Raw genomic sequence first — 23,696 nt, 5'->3', positions numbered from 1 at the left:
GTCAATAGCCGACGGTAAAGCGCTCGTGCGCGTGCGCCGGCTTTTCAGCCTCGTCGAGAATTGCCACCGCCAGGTCGCTGGTGCTGATCGTGCTCTTGCCGTCGGCTCCAAAGACAGGCTCGTCCTTGCCTTGGCGGTATTTGCCGGTCCGCTCGCCGGGAACAAGCGTGAAGGGCGGCGAGACAAAGGTCCAGTCAAGTGCGGTTTCGCTGCGAAGATCCTCGAGTGCCTGGCGTGCACCCAAAGCGCCCTCCTTGTACTCTGCCGGGAACGCCGCGCCATCGACGAACTGGGAACCGTCTGGCGCACGCAGGCTACCGGCACCACCGACCACGATCAGTCGCTTGATGCCGGCCTGTTTCGTCGCTTCGGTGATCGATTTGCTGCCAGCGATATGGACGGCCTTGATATCGGGATTGTCCCAGCCGGGATTATAGGCTGATATGACGATGTCGTTTCCCTTCAGCTTGGCTGCGAGATCGGCGGTGTTGAGCGCGTCCGCTTCCACAGCCTTGATGCCATCGCGCTTCTCTACCTTGTCGACGTTGCGTACCAGCGCCGTCACGACATGACCGCGCGACGAAGCCTCTTTCAGGATCTGCGTGCCGACGAAACCGGTGGCGCCAATCAATGCGATTTTCATGGGATGCTCCTTTGATGCGGGTACGCATCGTTTTGTAGTTACGATTGATAACTACCTATGCTAGGAAACATGAATTGGGAAGAACGCACTTTTTCCGTTTCAGGGCACATCCAGGTAACCGCCCGCCACAGCAAGGACATCGAGCGCATGAGCATTCACGCGAAAACCGAAGGCAAGACGCCGCTTCTCGCTTCCATGGCGGCAATGGAATCGGACGGCAGCGGTTCATGTCCGATGCGCGAGGTGCTGGATATTATCGGCGATTCGTGGAGCCTGCTAACAATCATCAATCTCCAGGCAGGACCGCGTCGCTTCAATGTGCTGCGGCGAATGATCGAGGGTATTTCGCAGCGCATGCTGACGGTAACGTTGCGTTCGCTCGAGCGCGAAGGGCTTGTGTTGCGGACGGTCAAGCCAACCTCGCCGCCGGAAGTTACCTACGCGCTGACGCCGATGGGCCATTCGATTGCGGTGCCGATCGGGGCGCTTGGCGAATGGGCGGTAAAAAACCGTGACAATCTCAGGGACGCGCGCAAGGTGTTCGACGCGGCGCCAATAGGCTGACACACGGCAATTGCTGCGCCAATTGCGAAATTGGTTGCACGGCCGCCGGAACCATCCAATCATGTGAACGTTTAAGGCAGCCCTCGGGATTTTCCGGGGAATGGTTCATTGAGGCGCGTCATGTGCCGATAGTGATTTCATTAAGATCAACGGAGAAAGACAATTATGGTACGATTCATTCCGGCGCTCATTGTGGCGGCGACCGCCCTTACCGGTGGCACCATCGCAGCAACTGCCAAGACGACGAAAGCCGAAACACCAGCGAAAGCAACCCATATCGGAATCCTGTCGTGCCAGGTCGATGGCGGCGTCGGGCTGGTTTTCGGGTCGAACAAGGCGATCAACTGTGCCTACAAGCATCGCGACGGTTCGGTTGAAAACTACAAGGGCCGCCTCGGTAAACTCGGCCTTGACCTCGGCATAACGCAAAAAACGTATCTGAGCTGGACCGTTGTGACGACAGCGGACAATAAGCCGGGTGCCAATGCGCTTGCCGGCAAGTATGTCGGCGTGTCGGCGGGTGCTTCCGTCGGGCTCGGCCTTGGCGCCAATGCCCTTATCGGCGGATCCAACAAGAATATCGGCCTGCAGCCGTTCAGCACCGAAGGAACGCAAGGTTTCAACGTTGCTGTCGGCGTCAGCAGTCTGTCGCTGGAGCCGGTGGAAGGAGCCAAGCCGGTCAAGAAGCAAAAGCATCGCAGCTAACCGATTAGCCAGAGGTGAACGAAGGGGGCCAGCGTGCCCCCTTCATACTTTCCAAGTCAGCGGAAATGTGAACGTGGAACCGAGCCATAGCGCTTGCGTTTCTTTCCTTGTGCAACCACCCACAGGGAGAAATCCGATGCCCGCAAAATCCCAAGCCCAGCAAAAGGCCGCTGGTGCTGCGCTTTCGGCAAAGCGCGGAGAAACCAAGAAGAGCGAACTCCAGGGTGCCTCGAAGAGCATGTATGACTCGATGAGCGAAAAGCAGCTGGAAGAATTTGCCGAAACCAAGCGCAAGGGTCTGCCGAAGAAGAAAACCAGCGAGTGATAGATCGAGGCGCGTTTCTTACTGACAGATGCGCGCCTCGCACTTCTTTCCGTGACAGCCCTGATCGAGGTGCAGATTGCCCTGGTGTGCGGCATCACCGTCGGGGCCGATGACGGTCATGAAGCGCTCGCAGCTTGCCTTGTGCAAGGCGCGCCAGAATGTCTGTTCCTCGGGCGATCCCTTCCAGCCTGTACCGAGTTCCGTCTTTTTCCCATTCTTGAACTTGAACGCGACGATATCGAGGGCATTGGCAAAGGCATGCTCCGAAACACGGCCCTTATGCCCGTTGTTTACCTTGCGGCACTGATAGTCTGAGCCGGTGGTGATGCTTTCGATTTCCGCTCCGAAATCCTTCTGGGCTTCCGCCTGCACCTCGATGATCCAATTCGCCAGCGAACCGGCCATTGCGCAGTTGGTGGTGATGGCGGCCGCAAATTTCACCGGATTGTCCTTGCCGATCGCCGTAATCTTCAAAGGCGAACGTTCGCCGCAGATGCCCTCCGACAATGGCGGTATGAGTGAGCCCTCGACTTCCCCGTTCATCAACGCTGGACAGGCGTTCTGGTAGACACGGTCCGGCGAGATGGAGGGATCGACTTTTTCAACACTCTCTTCCTGATCGCCCTTCTCGGTGTTTTTGCCGGTTTCTTCCGGTTTTGGCAGCGGATTGGGCCCCAGTTGCTCTCCAGCTTTCACGTCGGGCTTCGACGCTGGTTCGGGCTTGCTTTCCCCTGCAGCAGGTTTTTGCGAAGGAACCGGCGTTTCGGGATCCGCTTTCTGGATTTCCTCCTTGGGCTTCTCTTCCGGTTTAGGCGCTTCGGTCGATTGTGCCGCCCGGGGATTGGATTCAGGGATTGGCGGTACGACAGGCAGTGGCGCTGCCGTTGTGACCGCACGGGGCGGACGCCGGCGCCGTGCATCGGCGTCGTCGGACGTCGTGATGATCATTGTGCTTGCGATAAGGGCGGTGAAGGATAAAAGAAGTACGGACCTGCGAGAATGCTGCGAGAATAGGGTCATTATCGGCTCTACTCCTGTTGAGCGTCTAACCTAACGCCTCAACCGGGCCATGGGTTTCAAATAATGTGAGCCGCTGAAACAGGCGCGCCCCCGCTTGACATCCCTGGCCCTTCCCACTAGAAGCCACCCCAGCGCAGGGCCCAACGGCTCTGCGTTTCATTTGACGTGTCCCGTGAGTGATTTCGCAATGCGTGCGTGAATCATTCTGTCAGTCTTCACACAAAGGAGGCAGAGGAGGGCGCGTTTCCTTGAACCGGCGCGTGAGCTTCGGTTCGTATTTGTTGAAAGGAAATGCGATGAGCAAGCGCGAATCGTCCAAGTATAAAATTGACCGCCGTCTTGGCGAAAACATCTGGGGCCGTCCGAAGTCCCCGGTAAACCGCCGCGAATACGGCCCGGGCCAGCATGGCCAGCGCCGCAAGAGCAAGCTTTCCGACTTCGGTGTGCAGCTGCGCGCCAAGCAGAAGCTGAAGGGTTTCTACGGCGACATTTCGGAAAAGCAGTTCCGCAAGACCTATGAGGAAGCTGCACGCCGCAAGGGCGATACCGGCGAACAGCTGATCGGTTTGCTCGAGTCGCGTCTTGACGCGATCGTTTACCGCGCCAAGTTCGTTCCGACGATCTTCGCCGCGCGCCAGTTCGTCAACCACGGCCACGTCAACGTCAACGGCCGCCGCACGAACATCCAGTCCTATATCTGCAAGGCTGGCGACGTCATTGAAGTTCGCGAAAAGTCGAAGCAGCTCGTGATCGTTCTGGAATCGGTTCAGCTCGCTGAACGCGATGTTCCCGAGTATCTCGAAGTCGATCACAACAAGATGGTTGCCAAGTACAGCCGCGTTCCGGCTTTCTCCGACGTGCCATACGCTGTACAGATGGAACCGAACCTGGTCGTCGAATTCTATTCGCGTTAATCAGTTCTGAATTTCAGAAAAAGCCGCCCGGAGAAATCTCGGCGGCTTTTTTTTCAACCGGAGTCCGGCCATGACCGACCTTCAGGCTATCGTCGACAGTGTCTACAGCGACCTTTCCGGCCGCATCGGTGAGGGCAAACTTGCCGATTACATTCCGGAACTCGCGACGGTGGACCCGAAACAGTTCGGCATCGCCATGATAACGGTTGACGGGAAAGTCCATGTCGCGGGCGATGCCGAAACCAATTTCTCGATACAGAGCATTTCCAAGGTTTTCACGCTAACGCTTGCGCTCGGCAAGATCGGCGACGGGCTGTGGAAGAGGGTTGGGCGTGAGCCTTCCGGCAATGCCTTCAACTCCATCGTCCAGCTGGAGCAGGAGAAGGGGAAGCCGCGCAATCCCTTTATCAATGCGGGCGCTATCGCGGTTGCGGACGTGGTTCTTGCCGGGCATCAACCGCGGGAGGCGATCGGCGAAATCGTGCAGTTCATTCGCCACGTCGCCGATGATGAAACCATCGCGATCGACGAGAACGTTGCGCGTTCCGAAACGCAGACCGGCTACCGCAACATTGCGCTTGCCAATTTCATGCGCGCTTTCGGCAATCTCAATCATCCCGTCGAGCATGTCCTCGGGGTCTATTTCCACCATTGCGCTATCGCCATGTCGTGCCGCCAGCTTGCCCATGCCGGACTTTATCTCGCGTCGGCCGGCCGCAATCCGCTCAATGGCGGCAGCGTCGTTTCACCGGGCCGGGCGCGGCGCATCAACGCGCTGATGCTGATGTGCGGGCATTATGACGGCTCCGGCGATTTCGCCTATCGCGTCGGCCTGCCGGGCAAGAGCGGTGTTGGCGGCGGGATTCTTGCCGTGGCGCCGGGCAAAGCCTCGATTGCGGTCTGGTCGCCGGGATTGAACGAGAACGGCAACTCGCTGCTCGGGTCGGCCGCGCTCGAATTGCTCGCCCAGCGCACCGGCTGGTCCGTCTTCGGACAATGAAGGACTTGCCTTCGGCGATCCTGCGATGCAATTAAGGCGACGAACCGGATCGTAGCGGGATATTTCCATGACCATCCATGAGCTTGACCTCACCGACGCAAGCGGCTGCCATCCGATGTTTCTCGGCGTGCCGTCCTCCGTCGAGTTCAACAAGTTGCGCAAGCGGCTCCTGCGCCAAACGCGCCAGTCGCTCGAGGATTTCGCCATGGTCAAGCCCGGCGAGCGCTGGCTGATCGGACTTTCGGGCGGCAAGGACTCCTATGGTCTCCTGGCCTTGTTGCTCGACCTAAAATGGCGCGGTCTGCTCCCGGTCGAACTCCTCGCCTGCAATCTCGACCAGGGACAGCCGAATTTTCCCAAGCATATCCTGCCGGATTTCCTGAAGGCGAACGGTATCGAGCACCGCATCGAATATCAGGACACTTATTCGGTGGTCACGGATAAGATCGCCGAAAACCAGACCTATTGTTCGCTGTGCTCGCGCCTGCGTCGCGGACATCTCTACCGCGTCGCCCGGGAAGAGGGTTGCGCTGCGCTCGTCCTCGGCCATCACCGCGAGGACATTCTCGAAACCTTCTTCATGAACCTCTTCCACGGCGGACGGCTCGCAGCAATGCCGCCAAAGCTTCTCAACGACGAAGGCGACCTGATGGTGCTGCGGCCGTTGAGTTATTGCGCGGAAGATGATCTGGAAAAGTTTGCGGGCGCCATGCAGTTTCCGATTATTCCTTGCGATCTATGCGGCAGCCAGGAGGGCCTGCAGCGTAACGCCATGAAGGCCATGCTGGCCGACATCGAAAGGCGCATGCCGGGCCGCAAGGAAACGATGATCCGCGCCCTCGCCAACACCCGGCCGAGCCATCTGCTCGACCGCAAGATCTTCGATTTTGCCGGGCTGGTGGCGGGTTGAAGGTGGGATCCTCGGGCTATGCCCAGAGGGATGACCGCCACACCACCGCCGTCATGCGCGGAAAGCACCCATCATTCGAAGGGCGAGGATTATACAGTCACGCACGCACCGACAGGTGTCCACCTACCTACCCAAAGACGCCCTCGCTTAACTACTCACTCGCTCACTACTCACTTCACGAATAGCTATCGTAGCTCGCGTTGTCGGACTCCATCAGGCGGCGCAACACCGACAGACCCTGGCCGAGCTCCTGTCGGGTCGTCGGGACGGTCAGGCCGACGCGAACACGGTGAAATACCTTTTCGCTTCGTCCGGCCTTGAACTCGTCCTCGTCGTCAATCATGACGCCCTCATTGAGCGCGGCATTCTTGAACGTGCCGGACAGCCATGGATCAGGCAGTTTCATCCACAGGAATGGAGAATGCGGCTGCGACGCGAATTCCATACCGGTGAAGACGGAGCGCGCCAAAGCCTCGCGTGCGTTCACTTCCGCGCATACCTCGTTGCGGATGCTGTCAGCTTCGCCGGTATTGACCAGTTGGGCGCTGAGCTCCATCATCATGAAGGGAACGCCGCCGCTGACCATCTTGTGGGCCGTGAGGACGCGGGCCGAGAGGTGAGGCGGGCAGGCGACCCAGCCGCTGCGAATGCCGGCGGCCACGGATTTCGACAGCCCGCCGATATGAAATGTCCGCTCCGGCGCGAGTTCGGCAAGATTGACATGATCGTGGCGGGTGAGCGAACCGTAGATCTCGTCTTCGATGAGCCAGACATTGTAGCGCCGCGCAATATCGACAATCGCGCGCCGGTCGTCTTCCGGCATGGTGGCGGCCGTTGGATTGTGCAACGAAGGCATCAGGAAGACGAGCTTCGGGTGCTGCTGGGCGCAATGCCGTTCGAAATCGCCAGGGGTGAGCGAGCCGCTCTCAGCATGTATGATGATGCTTCGCCGTCCCATGAGGTTGGCGCTGCGGGCAGCCGAGCAATAGGTAAGTTCCTCGAAAGCGATGCGGTCGCCGGGAACCGTTACGGCGGCGATGATTGCGAGAATCGCGGAGTGAGCACCAAGGGTCGGAACAATCGAAGCGGGCTCCGGCGCCCATCCCGCTGCTGAAAGCCAGCGGCTGCCTGCTGCCTGCCAAGAGGCGGGCAGGGTGCGGCAATAGCTTGCGACCTCCGAGGGATATTGCTTGGTGATGCCAGCCAGCAACCCTGCCATCGCTTCCGATTGGCCGACGTCGATGGCGGCCGTACTATCGAGCCGTATTCTGCCCGGTTCGACCGCCTGGTTGCGCGTACCGCCAAACGTCTCGGTGCGTGGGGAGGGCTGTTCAAGTGCCGGCTCCCTGCGCTCGGTGACGTATGTCCCACGACCGACTTCGCCGCTGACGAGGCCTCGCTCCCGAATGAGATTGTAAGCACGGCCGACGGTGCCAATCGTGACACCGATATCGAAGGCAAGGTTGCGCTGCGGCGGAAGCTTCGTGCCGGGGGCAAGCACGCCCTCGGCGATGTCGGATTCAATACGTTCGGCCAACTGCAAATAAAGCGGGCCTTTGCCAGGTTCAAGATTCGGAAGCCAATTTGTCATGGTGACAATTAATATATTGCGCTTCCAATTGAGTCAATACATAGAGACAATCATACAATAAGAGTCAATGATGGGCTTAAAGGAGCCAATTATGAGCACAATAGAGACAATAGGCGCGGATCGCGCTGGCACGAGCGAAATTCGTCGGTCATCGACACCCTCGCGGACCGTGACAATTGTTGCGCTCGTCAATTGGTTTGGTCGCGCAATGTTGAAGCGGCGCACGCGCATGCATCTTAGCGAGCTGAGCAACGAACTACTCGAAGACATTGGCATTGCACCTGCCGAAGCGCGACGCGAGGTGAAGCGCTTCTTCTGGGATTGATGCAACGTGCGGGCGCCGCGCGCTCTTGTTCGGCGCAACGCTTATGACGAGATATTACGCAAGTGATGACATTTGGAGGCAGTAATGGGTACGACCTATATCGATCCCGCCAGGCCCGTTCATCCAGGCTTGGCAGTACATGCGCAGAGCAACCGTTTCGGCCGTCTGTTTGGCTGGGTGGGAAATGCAATCGACCGGCGGCGGTCGCGGCTTGAGCTTGGCTCCCTCGGCGAAGACGGGCTTAAGGACCTCGGCCTAACGCGCGATCACTTCGAAGCCGATCTCGGTAACTACTTCTCGGGATAATCCCCGCTATCAGTCCTACCGACGTTATCTTCGGGCTGTAGGTCCGAGGATCCGCCTGGAAACCATTTCCGCGGTATATTTTACCCCCTTTGCGTCATCCTCGGGGACTTGGCCCGAGGATCCACTTGGAAGCTGTTGACCGTCGAAAGGAAAAATGGGTCCTCGGGTCAAGGGCCCGAGGATGACGGTGGAGAGGGGGCGCCTGCATGACGGTGGAGAGGGGGCGCCTGCATGACGGTGGCGAGGGGGCGCCTGCATGACGGCGGCGAGGAGGCGCGTGCAACGCCGAGAGGATCGGTGGTGCAGAGCCTGTCGCCAGAATAGGGTTTCTCGGCACGAGACGCTCGTGGCGAATATTCACCGCCCTTTCCGTCATCCACGAGCCCTTGGCCCGAATCCACCTGGAAGCTGTTGACCGTCGAAAGGAAAAATGGGTCCTCGGGTCAAGGGCCCGAGGATGACGGTGGATAGGGAGGCGTGCACGACGGTGGAGAGGGAGGCCCGGGCAACGCTAACGATGATCGCGACTCTAACCGCTCGCTGCGCAGGACGACTGCCCGCTGGCCCAGCGGCGAACGTCTGCTGCAATGCGATTGCCGGAAGAATGCATCATCAGCGGACCAAACGCCTCGACCTTTGCAGGGTTGCCCTCGGCATGAACGACGAGCAAAGGCCGTCCTCCGGGATTGCTCGCCGGTACGACGAGGATGCGCGGCCTTCCCGAATAGGAATCGAGTTCGGGGGCGAGACGGTAGGGCTTGAATGTTGCATCGCCGGATTTGAACCAGCAGGCATTGGCGGCAAGCGCAACGCGTTCCATCGTTGGCAGCGCGGCCTTCTCAGAATTGAAGGCAAGGCTGCCCGGTCCAGGCTTGCTCTTGGATTGGCATCCGGCGAGTGCAGCGAGCGAAATCATCAGGGCAATACCGATCGTCGGCGTCTTCATGCGGCGTTCTCCACGACTGCGCCACTTCGCGTGGGCGCAGAGGACATCTATGCATAAGCTATCCGGAGCCACTGTTCGGCACCGGGATTATGCGGGAAAGGGGATCAGGCGGTTTCGAGCTCCCCGAGGAATATTTTCAGGCCGTCCACCATCTCGTACCAGACGAGCGATAGCACCGGATCCTGAACAATCCGTTGCTCCAGCGCGTCGAACCTCGGGTAGGGAGCGAGCAGGTCGGGCCGGTCTGCCAATTGGCGGAAGGGGTTCATGACAAATCGGGTCGGCGTCAGCCATGCATCGGCGAGCGTCATCTCTTCACCGAGCGCATAAGGTCCATGGCCGAGCCGGTTTTCTACTTCCGCAAGACCGATCTCCAACTGCTTGAACAATTTGCTGATGCGCGCCTCGTCCTTCGACTTCATGAACAGCAGTTCAAGGAGTTCCATGGTGGGCACGAGCACCTCGAGCTCCGCCGCGCGCGCCAGCATCCGCACAATAGCGCGGTCGCGCGAGTCGGCCGGCAAAAGTGGCGGTTCGGGAAAATGCTCTTCCAGATACTCGGCAATGACGGTGGCTTCGATCACCGTAAGGCCAGAGCCGGTAATCAGGACCGGGATACGATTGAAAGGCGAAATCGCGCGAAATTCCTCCGGGATGGGCGAGCCGGGCGGCGGTGCAACGATCTTGATCGGCGCCTGCTTGTAATAGGCAATGCAACGGATGATGGAGGAATAGGGAGATAGCGGCCGGGAATATAGCTTCATTGAACTTTCCTCCAATTGAGCCGGCTATTTCTATGATTTGCCGGGCTCCTGCAGGAGCCTAACGAAATGGCGGGCGATATCAAGGACGACCAAACGGATTGCTGATTGTCAGGCGATCTATGGTCATTCCATCCCCCATATCTTCGGACCAGAGCACCGAACTGCCGCTGTTGATGGCGCAAGCGACAACGAGGGAATCGAAGAGCTGAAGATTATAACGACGCGCAATCCTGATCGCTGCGTCGTGCGTGGGTAGGTCGAGTGTGACACGACGGTGGGGCACAGACGGCGTATAAGTGAAAGCGCCTCCTCGGTTTCTGTCCAATCCATGCGCAGCTTGCGGCGGGCGACATGCGTGAACTCGTTCAGAATCTGGACGCTGATGACTTTGTTCAGAAGTTCTTAGGCAGCCACTCCGAGGATACCGGCAAAAAGGGCGCGTCCGTCAGTGCCGCCATGCGCAGCTTCGATAAGGTTTTCCGGATGGGGCATGAGACCGAGCACATTGCCCGCTTCGTTGACGACCCCGGCAATATCGTTGATCGAGCCGTTGGGATTGGTGCCCTCGGCGTAGCGGAAGACCACCTGGCCGTTGCCTTCGAGACGGGCAAGCGTTTCCGCGTCGGCAAAATAGTTGCCATCATGATGGGCGACGGGGGTGCGGATGATCTGGCCCTGCGAATAGCCGCGCGTAAATGCGGTGTTGGCATTGGTGACTTCGAGCTTCACCTGGCGGCAGACGAATTTCAGCGACGCATTGCGCATCAGCGCGCCAGGCAGCAGGCCAGCCTCGACGAGAATCTGGAAGCCGTTGCAAACGCCCATGACCATGACGCCCTTGTTCGCCTTCTCGCGAATTGCCTGCATGACCGGCATACGCGCCGCGATAGCGCCGCAGCGCAGATAATCGCCATAGGAGAACCCGCCAGGAATGACGATAAGGTCGACATCGGGGATCTCGGTGTCCGTCTGCCACACCGTTTCGGGCGCGACTCCGGAGACGTCGGTCAAGGCCGCGATCATGTCGCGGTCACGATTGAGGCCGGGGAGAAGAACGACTGCTGATTTCATGGGTGTGGTTCAAACCTTGCTTGTGCTTCCGCGAGTTCCCGAAGTTCGAGACGGTTTTCGATGCGATCGAGACGGTCCTCATGCTGATGAAGCATGGTATAGACATTGTTGATGTCGCTTTGACAGGCCTGGGTCAGAAGACGAATAGCGCTTGTTTCGTGCCGCAAGTCCCGAATGCTGGCGTCGGCCTTGTCGACCCGCTGATGAAAACGACGCAGAAGTTCGTGCACGAAATCCTGTGTTGCGTCAGCCATGTGCAACCATCTCGGCGCTTTGGAAACGATTGCCAAACAGCTTTTGCTTCAGCGCGTCGTTGCGGGCTTGTCCCTCGGCGAGCACTTTGCGGGTCTCGCGCATTTCAAAGGTCAATCCCTGCATTTCTTCAACGAGTTCCTGCAGGCGACGGTCGAGCTCAAGCAATTCCAAATAGATCTTCTCGGTCGTGGCAGCGTCCATGGCGAATCCTCAAAAGTGATCAATCAATCGCCACACTATAATCTTCGATCACCGTATTTGCGAGGAGCTTCTCGCACATCGCCTTGAGATTGGCTTCGGCCGCGGCGCGGTCGGACGTGTTGAGTTCGACGTCGAACACCTTGCCCTGGCGCACGGAACCAACGCCATCAAAACCGAGACTGCCCAATGCGCCGACAATTGCCTTGCCCTGCGGATCGAGAACGCCATTCTTCAGGGTTACAGTGACACGTGCCTTCATCGACTTGTCTTCTCCGAGCTGATTGGATGAGTGCTTATTTGACCAGAACCGGTCCCGCGGGGCGGGTCGGCTCGTTTTCATTCATGATGCCGAGACGGCGCGCGACTTCCTGGTAGGCTTCGATAAGCCCGCCCATGTCGCGGCGGAACCGGTCCTTGTCGAGTTTCTCAGCGGTCTGGCTGTCCCAAAGCCGTGCCGAATCCGGCGAGAATTCGTCGGCGAGAACGATCCGCATGAGATCGCCTTCGTAGAGACGGCCGCATTCGATCTTGAAATCGACGAGCTGGATGCCGACACCGAGGAAAAGGCCGCTCAGGAAATCATTGACGCGGATGGCAAGCGCCATGATGTCGTCAATTTCCTGGGGTGCAGCCCAGCCGAACGCCGTGATGTGCTCTTCCGAAACCATAGGATCGTCGAGCTCGTCATTCTTGTAGTAGAACTCGATGATCGACCGCGGAAGTACGGTGCCTTCCTCGATGCCGAGACGCTTGGCCAGCGAACCGGCGGCGATATTGCGCACGACGACCTGGAGCGGAATGATCTCGACTTCCTTGATCAGCTGTTCGCGCATGTTGAGCCGGCGGATGAAATGCGTCGGGATGCCCATGCGGTTGAGCTGGCTGAAGATATACTCGGAAATGCGGTTGTTGAGGACGCCCTTGCCGTCGATCACTTCCGATTTCTTGGGATGCAGCACGGTGGTGTCGTCTTTGAAGTGCTGGACGAGTGTGCCTGGCTCTGGTCCTTCATAAAGGATTTTGGCTTTGCCTTCGTAGACACGGCGGCGACGGTTCATTGCAAATCTCGGTATTGGAGTTATCGGTCGGCCCCGGTTCTTAGCAGCGCCGTCATGTTGGCGCGCTAACTATCGTAAAAGCAAGCATTCTACAATGATCCTTTGTTAAGGTGCGCTGATTTGTGGAATATAGGTGCTCCATGAACGATCTACGACAAATTGATTCCAGCGGTTCATTTCGGTCTTTCGATTTCGTGCAGAATGGCTATATGAACCCAAGAAGCGAAAACATTGGGGAACTGCCTGAAAAACGCCCAAGGCCCGGATGTAGTTTAAGCATTGAACCAACCGATCATATTGCGGGAGCAACTGAGGATGACAATGGAAGATCGCAAAAACGCCTTTGAAAACAAGTATGCGCATGACGCAGAACTGCGTTTCAGGGCGGAGGCCCGCCGCAACAAGCTCCTCGGTCAATGGGCGGCCGAAAAGCTTGGCAAGAGCGGTGACGAAGCGGATGCCTATGTAAAGGAAGTCATCAAGGCGGATTTCCAGGAAGCTGGTGACGACGATGTCTTCCGCAAGATCCGCGCTGATTTCGACACGGCGGGTATCGACACGTCCGACCATCGTATCCGCCGCACCATGGAAGAACTGATGGTCGAGGCGATCCGCCAGATCGAAGGTTCCTGATCCGAGCCTTATGAACCCAAAAGCCCGGCCACAGCGCCGGGCTTTTTTCATGGCGGTGACTTGACCCGCCGTGGCGGCGTTTCCCATACTCCGCCGCGAAATCGAAGAAGGATGAGAAACATGTCATTTGCGTCGCGCCTGAGGGCTGGGGAGACACTCTATTCCGGCTGGTCGAGCGTGACCGATCCACTGGTCATGGAAGCCCTGTGCCGAACCCCGCTCGATGCGGTGCTTCTCGATATGCAGCACGGCGCCCACGACACGGCGAGCGTCGTCGCGCTGACCGGCGTCCTGCGCGCAAACCAGAAGCCGGCATTGGTGCGTATCCCGGTCGGACGTTTCGACATGGCCAGCCGCGCGCTCGACATCGGGGTCGATGCCGTGGTGGCGCCCATGATCAATAGCGTCGAGGATGCGCGGCTTTTAGCTGCTTCGATGAAATATCCGCCGCTGGGCGAACGGTCATGGGGACAATTGCGCGGTCGGCCCGCGAGCTATGGGGAGGGCGGCTCCGGCGCGTATCTGCGCGAGTCCAATGAGTCGACGCTGGCCTTTGCAATGATAGAAACCATCGCCGCCTACGAGGTATTGGACGACATTCTGGGCGTCGAAGGCATTGACGGCATTTTCGTCGGCCCGTCGGATTTTTCCATCGCCTGGAGCAGGGGCGCCGAGGTCAATGCAGCTTCGGACGCAATCATTGAGCCACTGACAAAAATTGCCGCCAAAACCAAGGCCGCTGGCAAGTTCGCCGCGATCTATGCGGCGAACGCCGACATGGCCAATCGCTTCAGTGCGCTCGGCTATACTTACCTGGCGCTTGCCGTTGATACGGGCTACCTGACACTCGGCGTGCAAAGCATCCTTGATGGGCTGAAGAAAGCCTAAAGCCGCGACAGGAACTGCGCGAAGACCATCGAGCCTTCCGGCCAGGGGCCATGGCCGGATTCGGCGTTGAGGTGGCCGGATTCGCCTGCATCGATGAAAAGCGATCCCCAGGCGGCGGCAAGGTCCTCGGCGACCGCATAGTCGCAATAGTGATCGTTGCGGCTGGCAACGACAATCGAAGGAAAGGTGAAAGGTTCGCGCGGGTAGGGGCCGAACGTCATCAGGTGCTTTGGCCTGATCTTCGGGTTCGAAACGTCGGGCGGGGTGACGAGAAACGCGCCCTTCACCTTGTCGCCGATCTCGGGAATTGCATGGACGAACGTCGGAACGCCAAGCGAATGGGCGACGATCACCACGGGTTTTGTCGCCGCATCGACCGCCTTGACGACCGCGGCCACCCAGTCCTCGCGCACCGGTTTCGTCCACTCCGCCTGCTCGACGCGGCGCGCCGTCGATAGCTTGGCTTCCCAGCGGGTCTGCCAGTGATCGGGGCCGGAATTGGTGTAACCGGGAACGATGAGAATATCGACGTCTTTGACTTTCATGCGGCGTATTTAGGAGAATCACTTCGGGATCGCAACATTCCAAAAGTGTAGCACGCTCAGGGAAGTGGCAGGAATGAGGGCGCCTTCACCGGGCTCGCATTGTTAGTAAACAATCATGCCTTTTAAGTTCATTATCTGTGAACAAGCTGTTCGCTGCTTTCGGCTTGTATCAAGCGCCGATAAATCCGACCTTACTGCGAACGAGATTTTTTCGAGGAAAGCATGGCGATCACACGCCGGGAACTGGTTGGTGGGTCTATTGCTTTCGTCGCAACAGCGGGAACTGCCCGCGCGGAGACGAGAATGGAAAACACATCTTTTGCGGCAACGGCGCCGGTCCACGTGTCGAAGGTCGGCATCAAGGCCAAGGACGCCGACACGCTGGCAAAATATTACCAGGAGGTCGTGGGCCTGCGCGAGATTTCGCGCAAAGGTCAATCGGTCACTCTCGGAACGGGGGAAACGCCCTTGCTTGAGATCGAGCAGGCAGATGCGGTGCGCGCGGACGATCCTCACAGCGCCGGCCTTTACCACACCGCATTCCTTCTACCGGCCCGCGCTGATCTTGCCCGCTGGGCCAAGCGCGCCATCGAAAAGCGCACGCCTATCGTCGGTGCTTCCGATCATCTTGTCAGCGAGGCGATCTACCTGACCGATCCCGAGGGCAACGGCATCGAGATATATGCGGACCGCCCGCATGAGAGCTGGACCTGGAACGGTTCGTCGGTGGCAATGGGCACAGAGGCGCTCAATGTAGGCAGCCTGGTTGCGGAACCCGGCAGCGAGACGCCCTGGTCGTCGGCTCCATACGGCACAATGGTTGGACACCTGCATTTGCGCGTCGGCAATGCCAAGGACGCGGAGGCATGGTGGCACAAGGAGCTTGGTCTCGAAACCGTGGCGGGCTTCGGCGGCAGCGCCGTGTTCATGTCGACGGGCGGCTATCACCACCACGTCGCGGCAAATTCATGGCAAAGCCGCGGCGCGGGGCGGCGGGACAATGACCGCTCGGGGCTTGCCTGGGCGGAATTCAGCTCGGCTACGGCCAATGACGAACGCGAAATCGTCGACCCCTGGGGCAATGTGATCCGCATCGTTCCCGCCAAACGCGGCTGATCGCCATTTGGCAAACGCTCGGCCTTTAAGGTCGAGCGTTTGCTGCATCAGTTTCCGAATACGCGCTTGAAGATCGTATCGACATGCTTGGTATGGTAGCCGAGGTCGAACTTCTCGCGGATTGTCTCTTCGGGGAGGGCCGCACGCACGTCCGCATCGGCCAGAAGCTCTTCGAGAAAATCCTTGCCCTGTTCCCACACCTTCATGGCGTTTCGCTGCACCAGCCGGTATGAATCCTCACGCGACACGCCGGCCTGGGTGAGGGCGAGCAGCACGCGCTGCGAGTGGATGAGGCCCCGGAACCTGTTCATGTTCTTGAGCATGTTGTCCGGGTAGACGAGAAGCTTCTCGATGACGCCGGTGAGACGGGCCAGTGCGAAGTCGAGGGTGATCGTCGCATCCGGACCGATCATGCGCTCGACGGACGAATGCGAGATGTCGCGTTCGTGCCAAAGTGCAACATTTTCCATCGCCGGCAGGGCGAAGGCGCGGACCATGCGGGCAAGGCCGGTCATGTTCTCGGTGAGGACGGGATTGCGCTTGTGCGGCATGGCCGAAGAACCCTTCTGGCCCGGAGAGAAATACTCTTCGGCTTCTAGGACTTCGGTGCGCTGCAGGTGGCGGATTTCAACGGACAGCCGTTCGATCGATGAAGCGATGACGCCAAGGGTGGCAAAGTACATGGCGTGGCGGTCGCGCGGAATGACCTGTGTCGAAACTCGTTCCGGCTGCATTCCCAATGCCTTGGCCACATGTTCTTCAACGTATGGATCGATATTGGCGAATGTCCCCACGGCACCGGATATGGCGCAGGTGGCGATCTCGGCCCGCGCCGCGACGAGGCGGCTGCGGCAGCGTTCGAACTCGGCATAGGCCTGGGCGAGCTTCACGCCGAAGGTGGTCGGCTCGGCATGGATGCCATGGCTGCGCCCGATGGTGACGGTATCCTTGTGCTCGAAGGCGCGGGTCTTCAGGGCGGCGAGAAGCTTGTCAAGGTCGGCGAGAAGGATATCGCTTGCGCGCATGAGCTGCACGTTGAAGCAGGTGTCGAGGACGTCCGAGGACGTCATGCCCTGATGGACGAAGCGCGCATCCGGACCGACAATCTCGGCAAGGTGGGTCAGGAACGCGATAACATCGTGCTTGGTCTCACGCTCGATATCGTCGATGCGGTCGATGTCGAACGTTGCCTTGCCGCCCTTTTCCCAGATGGTTTTCGCCGCTTCCTTGGGGATGACGCCGAGTTCGGCAAGCGCATCGCAGGCATGCGCCTCGATTTCGAACCAGATGCGGAATTTAGTTTCCGGGGACCAGATGGCGACCATTTCCGGCCGCGAATAGCGCGGGATCATATGTGTTCCTGTCGGCGAAGAATTAAAAGTTGAGTGCGGTCTATCAGACCTTTGCCGATCGCTCAACGCAGGTTTTCGTGGTCGGCGCAGCTAGCGGCGCGTGGTCACGGCCATCCAGCGGTGATCGGGACCTTCGAAGCCGAACGCCCTAATGGCGACAAGAACGGCAACAACCGGCGATGCGCCTTGAGGATAGTAGGTTTGCACGGCGCCGATGCTGTAACCGAGCGGGCAGCCCCGGCTTGTCGGTACCGTTTCGTCGGCATGGAGCAACTGCGGCGCAGCGCCGGGCTTGTCATCGGCAAGTGTCAGGCGAAACCCCTTGATATCGCCCATGTTCTGGCACATCTCGCTTGCTGGCGCGGCGATTTCCTCGAGCGTGATGGCGAGGGCTGGATCAAGCGCCGGAAAAATCGGCCGGGGGTTCACCCTTACCTTAAAGGGATCGGCAGAAAGCTCGGTTACCGGATTCGAAGCTACGGTAAAGCCGATGTTTGCCCGCAACTCAACGTCGGTGAGCGATGTCAGGCCCTGCGCATCCCGCGCAGCCTTATCGCGCGCCTCTTCGAGCGAAGAATGCTCATCGTCGAGGCGGACGCGCACCGGCGTCTTTGGCAGGAACTTGTCGCTTGCGGTATCGATGTAGAACCGGTTGGCATAGGGAAAGCCGGAACCGTCCTGAATACCGTATTCCTCGAAGGCGAAAACGCCGCCATCCTTGGAGAAGCCGAGAATATTAAGCTTCGCCGCATCGCCTGCATATGATGCAGTTGCCGCTGGAAACAGACCGAGCAGCAAACCGATGGCAAGTCGGCGATACGGGCTCACGCGCTGTTCACGCAGGCATTGCGAATGAGATCGATGTTACCGCGGTAAGATGCGCCCTTGAATACTGAGGATCCGGCAACCAGGGCATTTGCGCCGGCCGCCGCGGCAAGCGCAGCTGTTTCGGCGGTGACGCCGCCATCGACTTCAAGATCGATCGGCCTATCACCGATCATCGCCTTGATTTTGCGTATCTTTTCCAGCGTCTCGTGGATGAATTTCTGGCCGCCGAAGCCGGGGTTCACCGTCATGACCAGGATGAGATCGATATCGTCCAGGACGTACTCAATAGCCGATTCCGGGGTTGCGGGGTTCAGCGCAACGCCAGCCTTCTTGCCAAGTGCGCGGATCGTTTGCAGCGAACGGTGCAGGTGCGGGCCGGCTTCGGCATGAACGGTGAGGATATCGGAGCCGGCCTTGGCGAAGGCTTCAAGATATGGATCGCAGGGTGCAATCATCAGGTGCGTATCGAAAACCGCGTCCGTCAACGGGCGGATGGCCTTGACCACCTCCGGGCCAAAGGTGATGTTCGGAACGAAGTGCCCGTCCATGACATCGATGTGCACCCAATCGGCGCCCGCGTCGAGGACGCTCGTTACTTCCGCGCCGAGCTTGGAAAAATCCGACGCGAGAATGGATGGGGCAATGACGAGCGGACGGCTCATGTTCAGTCTCCGGAGTTTAAAACTTGCGCGCCGTTACCATGCGCGTTCCGGTGGCACAACCGAAACCGGTCTAGATCAGCGATTTCCACACCGGATAGGGATCGTTCGCGGCTGGCGTCGCGGCGTATATGCCGCGGGCAATCGCCCGTGACATGGTCGAAGCGGCTGCCGCGCAAAGATCGATGAATTCACCAACCTCCGGCATGCGGCCGCTCGTGCCGGTCGCAAGTGCGAATATGAGGTCGCCGTCAAATGGCGTATGGGAAGGCCAGATGGCACGGGCAAATCCGTCATGGGCCGCGATGGCCAGTCGCTTGGCCTGCGCCTTGGTCAGCACAAGATCGGTCGCGATGACGCCGATAGTGGTGTTCGAGCCCGTTGCTTCGCTGAATTTGGTTTTTATTTCACTGGTGTTGGCGGGAAGCGGATGGGGCAGGCCATGACCCCCGAACTCTGCGCCGATTTCAAAAGGCGCGGCCCAGAAATGCTTACCTTGTCCTAGTGTTACCGACCCAAGCGCGTTAACCGCAACGAGCGCGCCGATGGTCGCGCCGCTCGCCAGCATTGAAGAGGCTGAGCCGAGCCCGCCCTTCAACCCGGCCACAGTCGCGCCGGTACCAGCTCCGGCGGTCCCGATTTCGAATGCGGGCGATGCCGACTGGACGGCGGCGTAGCCAAGTTCGCGATAGGGCGGGAAGCGTCCCCAATCCTTGTCGCCCCCATTCATCATGTCGAAGAGGATCGCAGCCGGAACGATCGGAATGCGGTGACCGCCGACCTCGAAGCCGACACCCTTTTCGCGCAGCGCCGCCTGAACGCCCGAGGCTGCGTCGAGCCCAAAAGCAGAGCCACCCGACAGTACAAGCGCGTTGATCGATTCAACCGTGTTGTGCGGTTCGAGAAGGTCGGTTTCACGCGTTCCCGGGGCGCCGCCGAGAACCTGCACGGCGGCGGTCGCCGGCGTATCGCAGAGGATCACGGTCGTGCCGGACTTTACCTTTTCGTCGCTCGCATTGCCGACACGCAGGCCAGCCACATCGGTGATGAGGTTGCGCGCACCTGGCTTGACGCCGGCCATCACTTGGCCTCCAGGACGAATTGCGTTCCGTCGAACTTCTGCACCCAGTAAGTATCCGCGATCCGCTCGCCCAGGGCGTCAAACTGGACGGAGCCCAGCGCTGTCTCAAAAGCATTCTTGTGCAGGAGTTCGCTGAGGGAACCCGGCTGCGCCTGCGCACCGGCAAGAACCTGCAAGGCGATCTCGGTCGCGGCATAGGCCGGTATGACGTAGCCTTCCGGGACTTTCCCGGCAAGCTCGACAGCGTTTTTCGCGTTGCGGGCGCTGTCGAGCTTTTCCGCGTCGCGCGGTGCTATCATCAGGGTTCCGGCGGCAAGGTCGCTCCCGTTGCCGACAGTACCGAGCGCCTCGCCGCTGACGATGGTGAGCGGGTAGGACAGGGCGACGGCGCTGCGCCCGATGGCAGCAACGTCGTCGCGCTCGCCGCCGACGAAAACCTGCGTGGCGCCCGCGCGCTTGAGCCGGCCGACCAGTGCGTTCTGATTGTCGAGGCCAGGGCGATACGTATCGGCAAAAACCGGCTTCAGGCCCTTCTCCTCAAGCCGCGCGCGCACGCCGGAGGCAAGTTCACGGCCGAAGATGGTGCCATCGTCAATGATCGCGAAGGGTGTGGAATGCCATAGCTGCGCAAGAATATCGCCGGTTTCCGTTACCTCGCTCTGTTCGGACGGAGCGAGCCGGAAAACTGCATAAGGTTGCTCGGCTCGCCGTTCGGTCAGTGTTCGCGACCGCACCCCCGGACTTATGACCGGAATGCCCTTCTGGTTGAGGATAGGCAAAGCCGCTTCCAATGCGTCGGCGCAAAGGAAGCCGACGACGATCATGACGTTGGCCTGTACCATCTGCCTCGCAGCGGCCTCGCCACCGGCTGCGTCGCACTTGTCGTCGGCGGTGGTGATCGATATCGCCTGGCCTTTTCCGGCAGTGTTTACCGCCACGGTGCTGCCATCGACCACTTGCATGCCGAGGCGCGCAAAGGGACCCGAAAGCGGCGCAATAACGCCAATCCTGTCCTCCGCATGTGCGACACTCGAGACCAGAAGGCCAAGGAATGTTGCGGCGCGTAGCAAGCGATTCATCAAGAGCGGGCCATTTCGTGTTGTATGGTAACCAGTTACATTATTTCGGTAACTGTTTCCTTCATTCCGCGCAATTGGGGTCTATATAATAATAGGATCGAACAAAAATTTGTCCGCACTCTTTGGTTGTGGCGATTGTTGCGATACTGATGCTGCAGATACGGAATTGAAAATTTGCTTATAGCCAAGGATCAGAAGATCGAGCCGCTCGCGTTCCGCAATGCGATGAGCCATTTCGCGGAAGCCGTGCATATTATCACGACCGATGGTCCGGCCGGACGTCGTGGCGTGACGGTTTCGGCTGTCTGTTCCGTTTCCGACAATCCTGCAACGATGCTCGTCTGCCTCAACCGCGAGCATGAACTCAATCATCTCTTCATCGAAAACCAGGTCTTTGCGCTGAACACCCTCTCGCTTGGCCAGCAGGCTCTGTCCGAAGCCTTTTCCGGCAGGGGCGATCTTGCGCAGCAGGACAGGTTCTCCCTCGGCCACTGGCACACGTTGCAGACAGGTGCGCCCGTTCTCGTCGATGCATTGGCAAGCTTTGACTGCCGCATCGTCGCCACGCACGAGGTCGCCACCCACTACGTGATCTATGGCAAGGTGACGGCGCTCAACATGGGTGATCCGGCCAAATCCCTGATCTATCTCAACCGATCGTACCACTCCGCCGGAGACTAGGACCAGCATGGGCAAGCAAGCCGTTTCGTCCCTGCCGCAATCGATCGAGGCCACCTTGGCCCTGCTCGAATCCGGCGGGTACGTTGCGGACCGGGCCTTGGCGACCGTCTTGTTCCTGAGCTTGCGCATGAAGCGCCCCCTGTTTCTTGAAGGCGAGGCGGGAGTCGGCAAGACAGAGATCGCCAAGGTGCTGGCGACGACCCTCGGCCGTCCGCTTATCCGGCTGCAGTGCTATGAGGGCCTCGACGTATCCTCGGCGGTCTACGAGTGGAACTATGCGGCGCAGATGATCGAGATCCGGCTCGACGAGGCGAGCGGCGTCATCGACAAGAATGCGATCGAGCGGAACGTGTTTTCCGAAAAGTTCCTGATCCGGAGGCCGGTGCTGCAGGCGCTTTCGGGCGAGCAGGGCAAAGCGCCGGTCTTCCTGATTGATGAACTCGACCGCACGGACGAGGCGTTCGAAGCCTTCCTGCTTGAAGTGCTGTCGGATTATCAGGTGACAATTCCGGAGCTTGGCACCATTCGGGCGAATGAGCCGCCGCTTGTTATCATAACCACCAATCGTACACGTGAAATACATGACGCGCTGAAGCGGCGCTGCCTCTACCACTGGGTGGATTACCCCTCGGCGGAACGCGAGCTCGAAATCGTCCGCCGCAAGGTGCCGGCCGCCAATGAGCGCCTCTCGGACGAGATCGTCCGCTATGTCCAAAAGCTGCGCGAAGTCGACCTCTTCAAGTTGCCGGGCGTAGCCGAGACCATCGACTGGGCCGGAGCCCTGACGGAGATGGACAAGCTCGCCCTCGATCCTGAAGCCGTATCCGATACGATCGGCGTGCTCCTGAAATATCAGGACGACATTGCCCGCATCGCCGGCGGCGAGGGGCGCCGCATCCTTGACGAAGTCAAGTTGGAGATACGCCAAGCCAGCTTGAATGCCGTCTGACATGGCGGCGCTCGAACGATCACCGCAGGCGGCGGGTTCGGGCAGTCATCTTGCGGACAATATCGTCTATTTCGCCCGGACCCTGCGCAAGGCAGGCATGCGCGTCGGTCCAGCCTCGGTCCAGGATGCAATCCAGGCGGTGCTCTTCGGTGGCATCGGCTCGAGGGATGATTTCTACTGGACACTGCACAGTGTTTTCGTAACGCGCCGCGAGGACCACGCGACATTTGACGAGGCGTTCCGCCTTTATTGGCGCTCGCGCGAACTGATCGAAAAGATGCTGGCAATGTTCTCCCCGGTCGCGATGGCGCAGGACCGTGAACGGTCAAGGGCTGCCGAAGCGCGGGTCGCCGAGGCGTTGCTCAGGGGAAATGGTCAGCCAGAACCGGGTCAACGGCCGCCAGAGATCGATATCGACGCCCGCTTTACATTTTCCGGCAAGGAAGTCTTGCGGGCCAAGGATTTTGCGCAGATGAGCGCCGCTGAGCTCGTTGAGGCGCGACGCGCCATGAGCGAACTCACCCTGCCGCTCGACCAGGTCGAAACCAGGCGCTACCGCAGCGATCCGCGTGGGAGGCGCATCGACCCGCGGGCCATGATGCGGGCAAGTCTGCGCACGGGAGGCGATCTGATCCTGCCAAAGTTTCGATCGCGCCGCGTCGTGCACCCGCCGCTCGTCGTACTTGCGGATATATCCGGCTCGATGAGCCAGTACACGCGCATCTTTCTGCATTTCATGCATGCGATCATGGAGAGGCGACGGCGAGTCCATTGTTTCGTCTTCGGCACGCGTCTCAGCAACATTACGCGCCCATTGCGCTACCGCGATCCTGACGATGCCATTGCGCGGTGCACCGATGTTGTAAAAGACTGGTCCGGCGGCACGCGCATCGGTGAGACATTGCATGAATTCAACAGGCAATGGTCGCGCCGCGTCCTGACCCAGGGCGCCGTGGTCCTGCTCATTACCGATGGTCTTGAGCGGGAGGATACAAGCGAACTCGAAGCGGAGATGGAGCGGCTGTCGAAATCGTGCCGGCGTCTGATCTGGCTCAATCCCTTGCTGCGCTTTGAAGGCTTCGAGCCGCGCGCCCGGGGCGTTCGGGCAATGCTTCCCTATGTCGATGACTTTCGCGCAGTGCATAACCTTGAAGCGCTGGACGATCTGTGCAAGGCGCTCGGTCGGCCGCACGAGCGCAACGATGATCCGAAACGGTGGCTTGCCCGGGCGACCCCTTCCCATGCGCCGGGATCGCACCCATATTGAGGCTACTGGAGGGCATGACG

The 23,696-nt window shown here is 59.5% G+C and carries 30 protein-coding genes; 14 read left to right on the top strand and 16 right to left on the bottom strand.

Features of this window, described 5'->3' with window-relative positions; genetic code table 11:
* Position 1: 1 nt before the first annotated feature.
* Positions 2–643: an NAD(P)-dependent oxidoreductase gene (locus HQ945_RS09550; protein ID WP_174208048.1), complete on the bottom strand. Its 642-nt coding sequence runs from the start codon at positions 641–643 to the stop codon at positions 2–4.
* A 147-nt stretch (positions 644–790) separates the two neighbouring features.
* Here HQ945_RS09550 and HQ945_RS09545 point away from each other — a divergent pair, with 147 nt between their 5' ends.
* The 3 genes from HQ945_RS09545 (at position 791) to HQ945_RS09535 (ending at position 2,237) form a co-directional block, all read left to right on the top strand.
* On the top strand, positions 791–1,207 hold the full coding sequence (locus HQ945_RS09545; protein WP_036814544.1) for a winged helix-turn-helix transcriptional regulator: 417 nt from the start codon (positions 791–793) through the stop codon (positions 1,205–1,207).
* Positions 1,208–1,372: 165 nt separating this feature from the next.
* Positions 1,373–1,912, top strand: a complete 540-nt coding sequence (locus HQ945_RS09540; RefSeq protein ID WP_113280627.1) for a DUF992 domain-containing protein — start codon at positions 1,373–1,375, stop codon at positions 1,910–1,912.
* A gap of 136 nt (positions 1,913–2,048) precedes the next feature.
* The gene (locus tag HQ945_RS09535) at positions 2,049–2,237 is read left to right on the top strand and encodes a DUF3008 family protein (protein ID WP_027231638.1); all 189 of its coding nucleotides are present in this window, start codon (positions 2,049–2,051) and stop codon (positions 2,235–2,237) included.
* Between the two features lie 18 nt (positions 2,238–2,255).
* Here the strand turns inward: HQ945_RS09535 and HQ945_RS09530 are convergent, their stop codons facing one another.
* The gene (locus HQ945_RS09530) at positions 2,256–3,185 is read right to left on the bottom strand and encodes an extensin-like domain-containing protein (protein ID WP_245273474.1); all 930 of its coding nucleotides are present in this window, start codon (positions 3,183–3,185) and stop codon (positions 2,256–2,258) included.
* Between the two features lie 368 nt (positions 3,186–3,553).
* Between HQ945_RS09530 and rpsD the strand changes: the two genes are divergently transcribed.
* The 3 genes from rpsD (at position 3,554) to ttcA (ending at position 6,081) form a co-directional block, all read left to right on the top strand.
* Positions 3,554–4,171, top strand: coding sequence for a 30S ribosomal protein S4 (gene rpsD, locus HQ945_RS09525; RefSeq protein ID WP_027231636.1), 618 nt, complete (start codon positions 3,554–3,556; stop codon positions 4,169–4,171).
* 70 nt (positions 4,172–4,241) lie between these two features.
* On the top strand, positions 4,242–5,171 hold the full coding sequence (locus HQ945_RS09520; protein ID WP_027231635.1) for a glutaminase: 930 nt from the start codon (positions 4,242–4,244) through the stop codon (positions 5,169–5,171).
* A 67-nt stretch (positions 5,172–5,238) separates the two neighbouring features.
* Positions 5,239–6,081 carry a tRNA 2-thiocytidine(32) synthetase TtcA gene (gene ttcA, locus HQ945_RS09515; RefSeq protein ID WP_091945570.1) on the top strand — a complete coding sequence of 281 codons (843 nt, stop codon included), beginning with the start codon at positions 5,239–5,241 and terminating at the stop codon, positions 6,079–6,081.
* A gap of 175 nt (positions 6,082–6,256) precedes the next feature.
* Here the strand turns inward: ttcA and HQ945_RS09510 are convergent, their stop codons facing one another.
* Entirely contained in the window at positions 6,257–7,672 is a 1,416-nt protein-coding gene (locus HQ945_RS09510) for an aminotransferase-like domain-containing protein (RefSeq protein ID WP_113280628.1), read from the bottom strand.
* Positions 7,673–7,763: 91 nt separating this feature from the next.
* Here HQ945_RS09510 and HQ945_RS09505 point away from each other — a divergent pair, with 91 nt between their 5' ends.
* Complete coding sequence (locus HQ945_RS09505) at positions 7,764–7,997, top strand: DUF1127 domain-containing protein (RefSeq protein ID WP_113280629.1); 234 nt, start codon at positions 7,764–7,766, stop codon at positions 7,995–7,997.
* Between the two features lie 84 nt (positions 7,998–8,081).
* Positions 8,082–8,303: a DUF1127 domain-containing protein gene (locus tag HQ945_RS09500; protein ID WP_113280630.1), complete on the top strand. Its 222-nt coding sequence runs from the start codon at positions 8,082–8,084 to the stop codon at positions 8,301–8,303.
* 529 nt (positions 8,304–8,832) lie between these two features.
* On the opposite strand, the gene HQ945_RS09495 is transcribed toward HQ945_RS09500, so the two are convergent.
* From HQ945_RS09495 to purC, 7 genes are all read right to left on the bottom strand, one after another.
* Positions 8,833–9,249, bottom strand: a complete 417-nt coding sequence (locus tag HQ945_RS09495) for a hypothetical protein (protein WP_027231631.1) — start codon at positions 9,247–9,249, stop codon at positions 8,833–8,835.
* A gap of 104 nt (positions 9,250–9,353) precedes the next feature.
* On the bottom strand, positions 9,354–10,013 hold the full coding sequence (locus HQ945_RS09490) for a glutathione S-transferase family protein (protein WP_113280631.1): 660 nt from the start codon (positions 10,011–10,013) through the stop codon (positions 9,354–9,356).
* 402 nt (positions 10,014–10,415) lie between these two features.
* Complete coding sequence (gene purQ / locus HQ945_RS09485) at positions 10,416–11,084, bottom strand: phosphoribosylformylglycinamidine synthase subunit PurQ (RefSeq protein WP_113280632.1); 669 nt, start codon at positions 11,082–11,084, stop codon at positions 10,416–10,418.
* Positions 11,081–11,338, bottom strand: a complete 258-nt coding sequence (locus HQ945_RS09480) for a hypothetical protein (RefSeq protein WP_113280633.1) — start codon at positions 11,336–11,338, stop codon at positions 11,081–11,083. The genes purQ and HQ945_RS09480 overlap by 4 nt, the downstream gene beginning before the upstream one ends.
* Positions 11,331–11,540, bottom strand: a complete 210-nt coding sequence (locus tag HQ945_RS09475) for a hypothetical protein (protein ID WP_113280634.1) — start codon at positions 11,538–11,540, stop codon at positions 11,331–11,333. Before HQ945_RS09475 ends, HQ945_RS09480 begins: the two co-directional genes overlap by 8 nt.
* 19 nt (positions 11,541–11,559) lie before the next feature.
* A complete protein-coding gene (purS, locus tag HQ945_RS09470; RefSeq protein WP_027231627.1) occupies positions 11,560–11,799 on the bottom strand; it encodes a phosphoribosylformylglycinamidine synthase subunit PurS in 240 nt (79 codons plus the stop codon).
* Positions 11,800–11,833: 34 nt separating this feature from the next.
* A complete protein-coding gene (gene purC, locus HQ945_RS09465; RefSeq protein WP_027231626.1) occupies positions 11,834–12,598 on the bottom strand; it encodes a phosphoribosylaminoimidazolesuccinocarboxamide synthase in 765 nt (254 codons plus the stop codon).
* Between the two features lie 315 nt (positions 12,599–12,913).
* Here purC and HQ945_RS09460 point away from each other — a divergent pair, with 315 nt between their 5' ends.
* Both HQ945_RS09460 and HQ945_RS09455 read left to right on the top strand, forming a co-directional pair.
* Positions 12,914–13,231 carry a DUF1476 domain-containing protein gene (locus HQ945_RS09460; RefSeq protein WP_027231625.1) on the top strand — a complete coding sequence of 106 codons (318 nt, stop codon included), beginning with the start codon at positions 12,914–12,916 and terminating at the stop codon, positions 13,229–13,231.
* A gap of 120 nt (positions 13,232–13,351) precedes the next feature.
* On the top strand, positions 13,352–14,119 hold the full coding sequence (locus tag HQ945_RS09455) for an HpcH/HpaI aldolase family protein (protein ID WP_027231624.1): 768 nt from the start codon (positions 13,352–13,354) through the stop codon (positions 14,117–14,119).
* Here HQ945_RS09455 and HQ945_RS09450 read toward each other — a convergent pair.
* Positions 14,116–14,664, bottom strand: coding sequence for an RBBP9/YdeN family alpha/beta hydrolase (locus tag HQ945_RS09450; RefSeq protein ID WP_027231623.1), 549 nt, complete (start codon positions 14,662–14,664; stop codon positions 14,116–14,118). The two genes, HQ945_RS09455 and HQ945_RS09450, sit on opposite strands and share 4 nt — an antisense overlap.
* Before the next feature lie 222 nt (positions 14,665–14,886).
* Here HQ945_RS09450 and HQ945_RS09445 point away from each other — a divergent pair, with 222 nt between their 5' ends.
* Positions 14,887–15,780, top strand: coding sequence for a VOC family protein (locus tag HQ945_RS09445; protein ID WP_174208047.1), 894 nt, complete (start codon positions 14,887–14,889; stop codon positions 15,778–15,780).
* A 47-nt stretch (positions 15,781–15,827) separates the two neighbouring features.
* Here the strand turns inward: HQ945_RS09445 and purB are convergent, their stop codons facing one another.
* The 5 genes from purB to HQ945_RS09420 all read right to left on the bottom strand — a co-directional run bounded on the left by purB (position 15,828) and on the right by HQ945_RS09420 (position 20,779).
* The gene (purB, locus tag HQ945_RS09440; protein ID WP_174208046.1) at positions 15,828–17,132 is read right to left on the bottom strand and encodes an adenylosuccinate lyase; all 1,305 of its coding nucleotides are present in this window, start codon (positions 17,130–17,132) and stop codon (positions 15,828–15,830) included.
* A 90-nt stretch (positions 17,133–17,222) separates the two neighbouring features.
* Positions 17,223–17,960: a DUF2259 domain-containing protein gene (locus tag HQ945_RS09435; RefSeq protein ID WP_174208045.1), complete on the bottom strand. Its 738-nt coding sequence runs from the start codon at positions 17,958–17,960 to the stop codon at positions 17,223–17,225.
* Entirely contained in the window at positions 17,957–18,622 is a 666-nt protein-coding gene (gene rpe / locus HQ945_RS09430; protein WP_027231619.1) for a ribulose-phosphate 3-epimerase, read from the bottom strand. The genes HQ945_RS09435 and rpe overlap by 4 nt, the downstream gene beginning before the upstream one ends.
* A gap of 70 nt (positions 18,623–18,692) precedes the next feature.
* Complete coding sequence (locus HQ945_RS09425; protein ID WP_174208044.1) at positions 18,693–19,700, bottom strand: P1 family peptidase; 1,008 nt, start codon at positions 19,698–19,700, stop codon at positions 18,693–18,695.
* Entirely contained in the window at positions 19,700–20,779 is a 1,080-nt protein-coding gene (locus tag HQ945_RS09420) for a branched-chain amino acid ABC transporter substrate-binding protein (RefSeq protein WP_153669089.1), read from the bottom strand. Before HQ945_RS09420 ends, HQ945_RS09425 begins: the two co-directional genes overlap by 1 nt.
* Before the next feature lie 225 nt (positions 20,780–21,004).
* Between HQ945_RS09420 and HQ945_RS09415 the strand changes: the two genes are divergently transcribed.
* Genes HQ945_RS09415 through HQ945_RS09405 form a run of 3 tightly spaced genes read left to right on the top strand, consistent with a single transcriptional unit; the run spans position 21,005 to position 23,676 of the window.
* Complete coding sequence (locus HQ945_RS09415; protein ID WP_051615011.1) at positions 21,005–21,460, top strand: flavin reductase; 456 nt, start codon at positions 21,005–21,007, stop codon at positions 21,458–21,460.
* 7 nt (positions 21,461–21,467) lie between these two features.
* The gene (locus HQ945_RS09410) at positions 21,468–22,409 is read left to right on the top strand and encodes an AAA family ATPase (RefSeq protein WP_027231615.1); all 942 of its coding nucleotides are present in this window, start codon (positions 21,468–21,470) and stop codon (positions 22,407–22,409) included.
* Complete coding sequence (locus HQ945_RS09405; RefSeq protein WP_246272634.1) at positions 22,399–23,676, top strand: vWA domain-containing protein; 1,278 nt, start codon at positions 22,399–22,401, stop codon at positions 23,674–23,676. The genes HQ945_RS09410 and HQ945_RS09405 overlap by 11 nt, the downstream gene beginning before the upstream one ends.
* Positions 23,677–23,696: the final 20 nt, after the last annotated feature.

Source organism: Phyllobacterium pellucidum, assembly GCF_013327855.1.
GTDB classification, from domain to species: domain Bacteria; phylum Pseudomonadota; class Alphaproteobacteria; order Rhizobiales; family Rhizobiaceae; genus Phyllobacterium; species Phyllobacterium pellucidum.
Note: the sequence above shows the minus strand (reverse complement) of the source record. Positions and strands in the feature narration are given on the sequence as shown.

Excerpts from the sequence above, each read along its gene's own strand:
- HQ945_RS09480 (WP_113280633.1), bottom strand. The coding sequence starts at position 11,338 with ATGGCTGACGCAACACAGGATTTCGTGCACGAACTTCTGCGTCGTTTT.
- HQ945_RS09405 (WP_246272634.1), top strand. The coding sequence starts at position 22,399 with ATGCCGTCTGACATGGCGGCGCTCGAACGATCACCGCAGGCGGCGGGT.
- HQ945_RS09545 (WP_036814544.1), top strand. The coding sequence starts at position 791 with ATGAGCATTCACGCGAAAACCGAAGGCAAGACGCCGCTTCTCGCTTCC.
- HQ945_RS09450 (WP_027231623.1), bottom strand. The coding sequence starts at position 14,664 with ATGAAAGTCAAAGACGTCGATATTCTCATCGTTCCCGGTTACACCAAT.
- purC (WP_027231626.1), bottom strand. The coding sequence starts at position 12,598 with ATGAACCGTCGCCGCCGTGTCTACGAAGGCAAAGCCAAAATCCTTTAT.
- HQ945_RS09445 (WP_174208047.1), top strand. The coding sequence starts at position 14,887 with ATGGCGATCACACGCCGGGAACTGGTTGGTGGGTCTATTGCTTTCGTC.
- purB (WP_174208046.1), bottom strand. The coding sequence starts at position 17,132 with ATGATCCCGCGCTATTCGCGGCCGGAAATGGTCGCCATCTGGTCCCCG.
- rpe (WP_027231619.1), bottom strand. The coding sequence starts at position 18,622 with ATGAGCCGTCCGCTCGTCATTGCCCCATCCATTCTCGCGTCGGATTTT.
- HQ945_RS09530 (WP_245273474.1), bottom strand. The coding sequence starts at position 3,185 with ATGATCATCACGACGTCCGACGACGCCGATGCACGGCGCCGGCGTCCG.
- rpsD (WP_027231636.1), top strand. The coding sequence starts at position 3,554 with ATGAGCAAGCGCGAATCGTCCAAGTATAAAATTGACCGCCGTCTTGGC.
- ttcA (WP_091945570.1), top strand. The coding sequence starts at position 5,239 with ATGACCATCCATGAGCTTGACCTCACCGACGCAAGCGGCTGCCATCCG.
- HQ945_RS09550 (WP_174208048.1), bottom strand. The coding sequence starts at position 643 with ATGAAAATCGCATTGATTGGCGCCACCGGTTTCGTCGGCACGCAGATC.
- purS (WP_027231627.1), bottom strand. The coding sequence starts at position 11,799 with ATGAAGGCACGTGTCACTGTAACCCTGAAGAATGGCGTTCTCGATCCG.
- HQ945_RS09425 (WP_174208044.1), bottom strand. The coding sequence starts at position 19,700 with ATGGCCGGCGTCAAGCCAGGTGCGCGCAACCTCATCACCGATGTGGCT.
- HQ945_RS09505 (WP_113280629.1), top strand. The coding sequence starts at position 7,764 with ATGAGCACAATAGAGACAATAGGCGCGGATCGCGCTGGCACGAGCGAA.
- HQ945_RS09495 (WP_027231631.1), bottom strand. The coding sequence starts at position 9,249 with ATGAAGACGCCGACGATCGGTATTGCCCTGATGATTTCGCTCGCTGCA.
- HQ945_RS09535 (WP_027231638.1), top strand. The coding sequence starts at position 2,049 with ATGCCCGCAAAATCCCAAGCCCAGCAAAAGGCCGCTGGTGCTGCGCTT.
- HQ945_RS09475 (WP_113280634.1), bottom strand. The coding sequence starts at position 11,540 with ATGGACGCTGCCACGACCGAGAAGATCTATTTGGAATTGCTTGAGCTC.
- HQ945_RS09540 (WP_113280627.1), top strand. The coding sequence starts at position 1,373 with ATGGTACGATTCATTCCGGCGCTCATTGTGGCGGCGACCGCCCTTACC.
- HQ945_RS09415 (WP_051615011.1), top strand. The coding sequence starts at position 21,005 with ATGAGCCATTTCGCGGAAGCCGTGCATATTATCACGACCGATGGTCCG.
- HQ945_RS09500 (WP_113280630.1), top strand. The coding sequence starts at position 8,082 with ATGGGTACGACCTATATCGATCCCGCCAGGCCCGTTCATCCAGGCTTG.
- HQ945_RS09520 (WP_027231635.1), top strand. The coding sequence starts at position 4,242 with ATGACCGACCTTCAGGCTATCGTCGACAGTGTCTACAGCGACCTTTCC.
- HQ945_RS09420 (WP_153669089.1), bottom strand. The coding sequence starts at position 20,779 with ATGAATCGCTTGCTACGCGCCGCAACATTCCTTGGCCTTCTGGTCTCG.
- HQ945_RS09490 (WP_113280631.1), bottom strand. The coding sequence starts at position 10,013 with ATGAAGCTATATTCCCGGCCGCTATCTCCCTATTCCTCCATCATCCGT.
- HQ945_RS09510 (WP_113280628.1), bottom strand. The coding sequence starts at position 7,672 with ATGACAAATTGGCTTCCGAATCTTGAACCTGGCAAAGGCCCGCTTTAT.
- purQ (WP_113280632.1), bottom strand. The coding sequence starts at position 11,084 with ATGAAATCAGCAGTCGTTCTTCTCCCCGGCCTCAATCGTGACCGCGAC.
- HQ945_RS09460 (WP_027231625.1), top strand. The coding sequence starts at position 12,914 with ATGACAATGGAAGATCGCAAAAACGCCTTTGAAAACAAGTATGCGCAT.
- HQ945_RS09410 (WP_027231615.1), top strand. The coding sequence starts at position 21,468 with ATGGGCAAGCAAGCCGTTTCGTCCCTGCCGCAATCGATCGAGGCCACC.
- HQ945_RS09455 (WP_027231624.1), top strand. The coding sequence starts at position 13,352 with ATGTCATTTGCGTCGCGCCTGAGGGCTGGGGAGACACTCTATTCCGGC.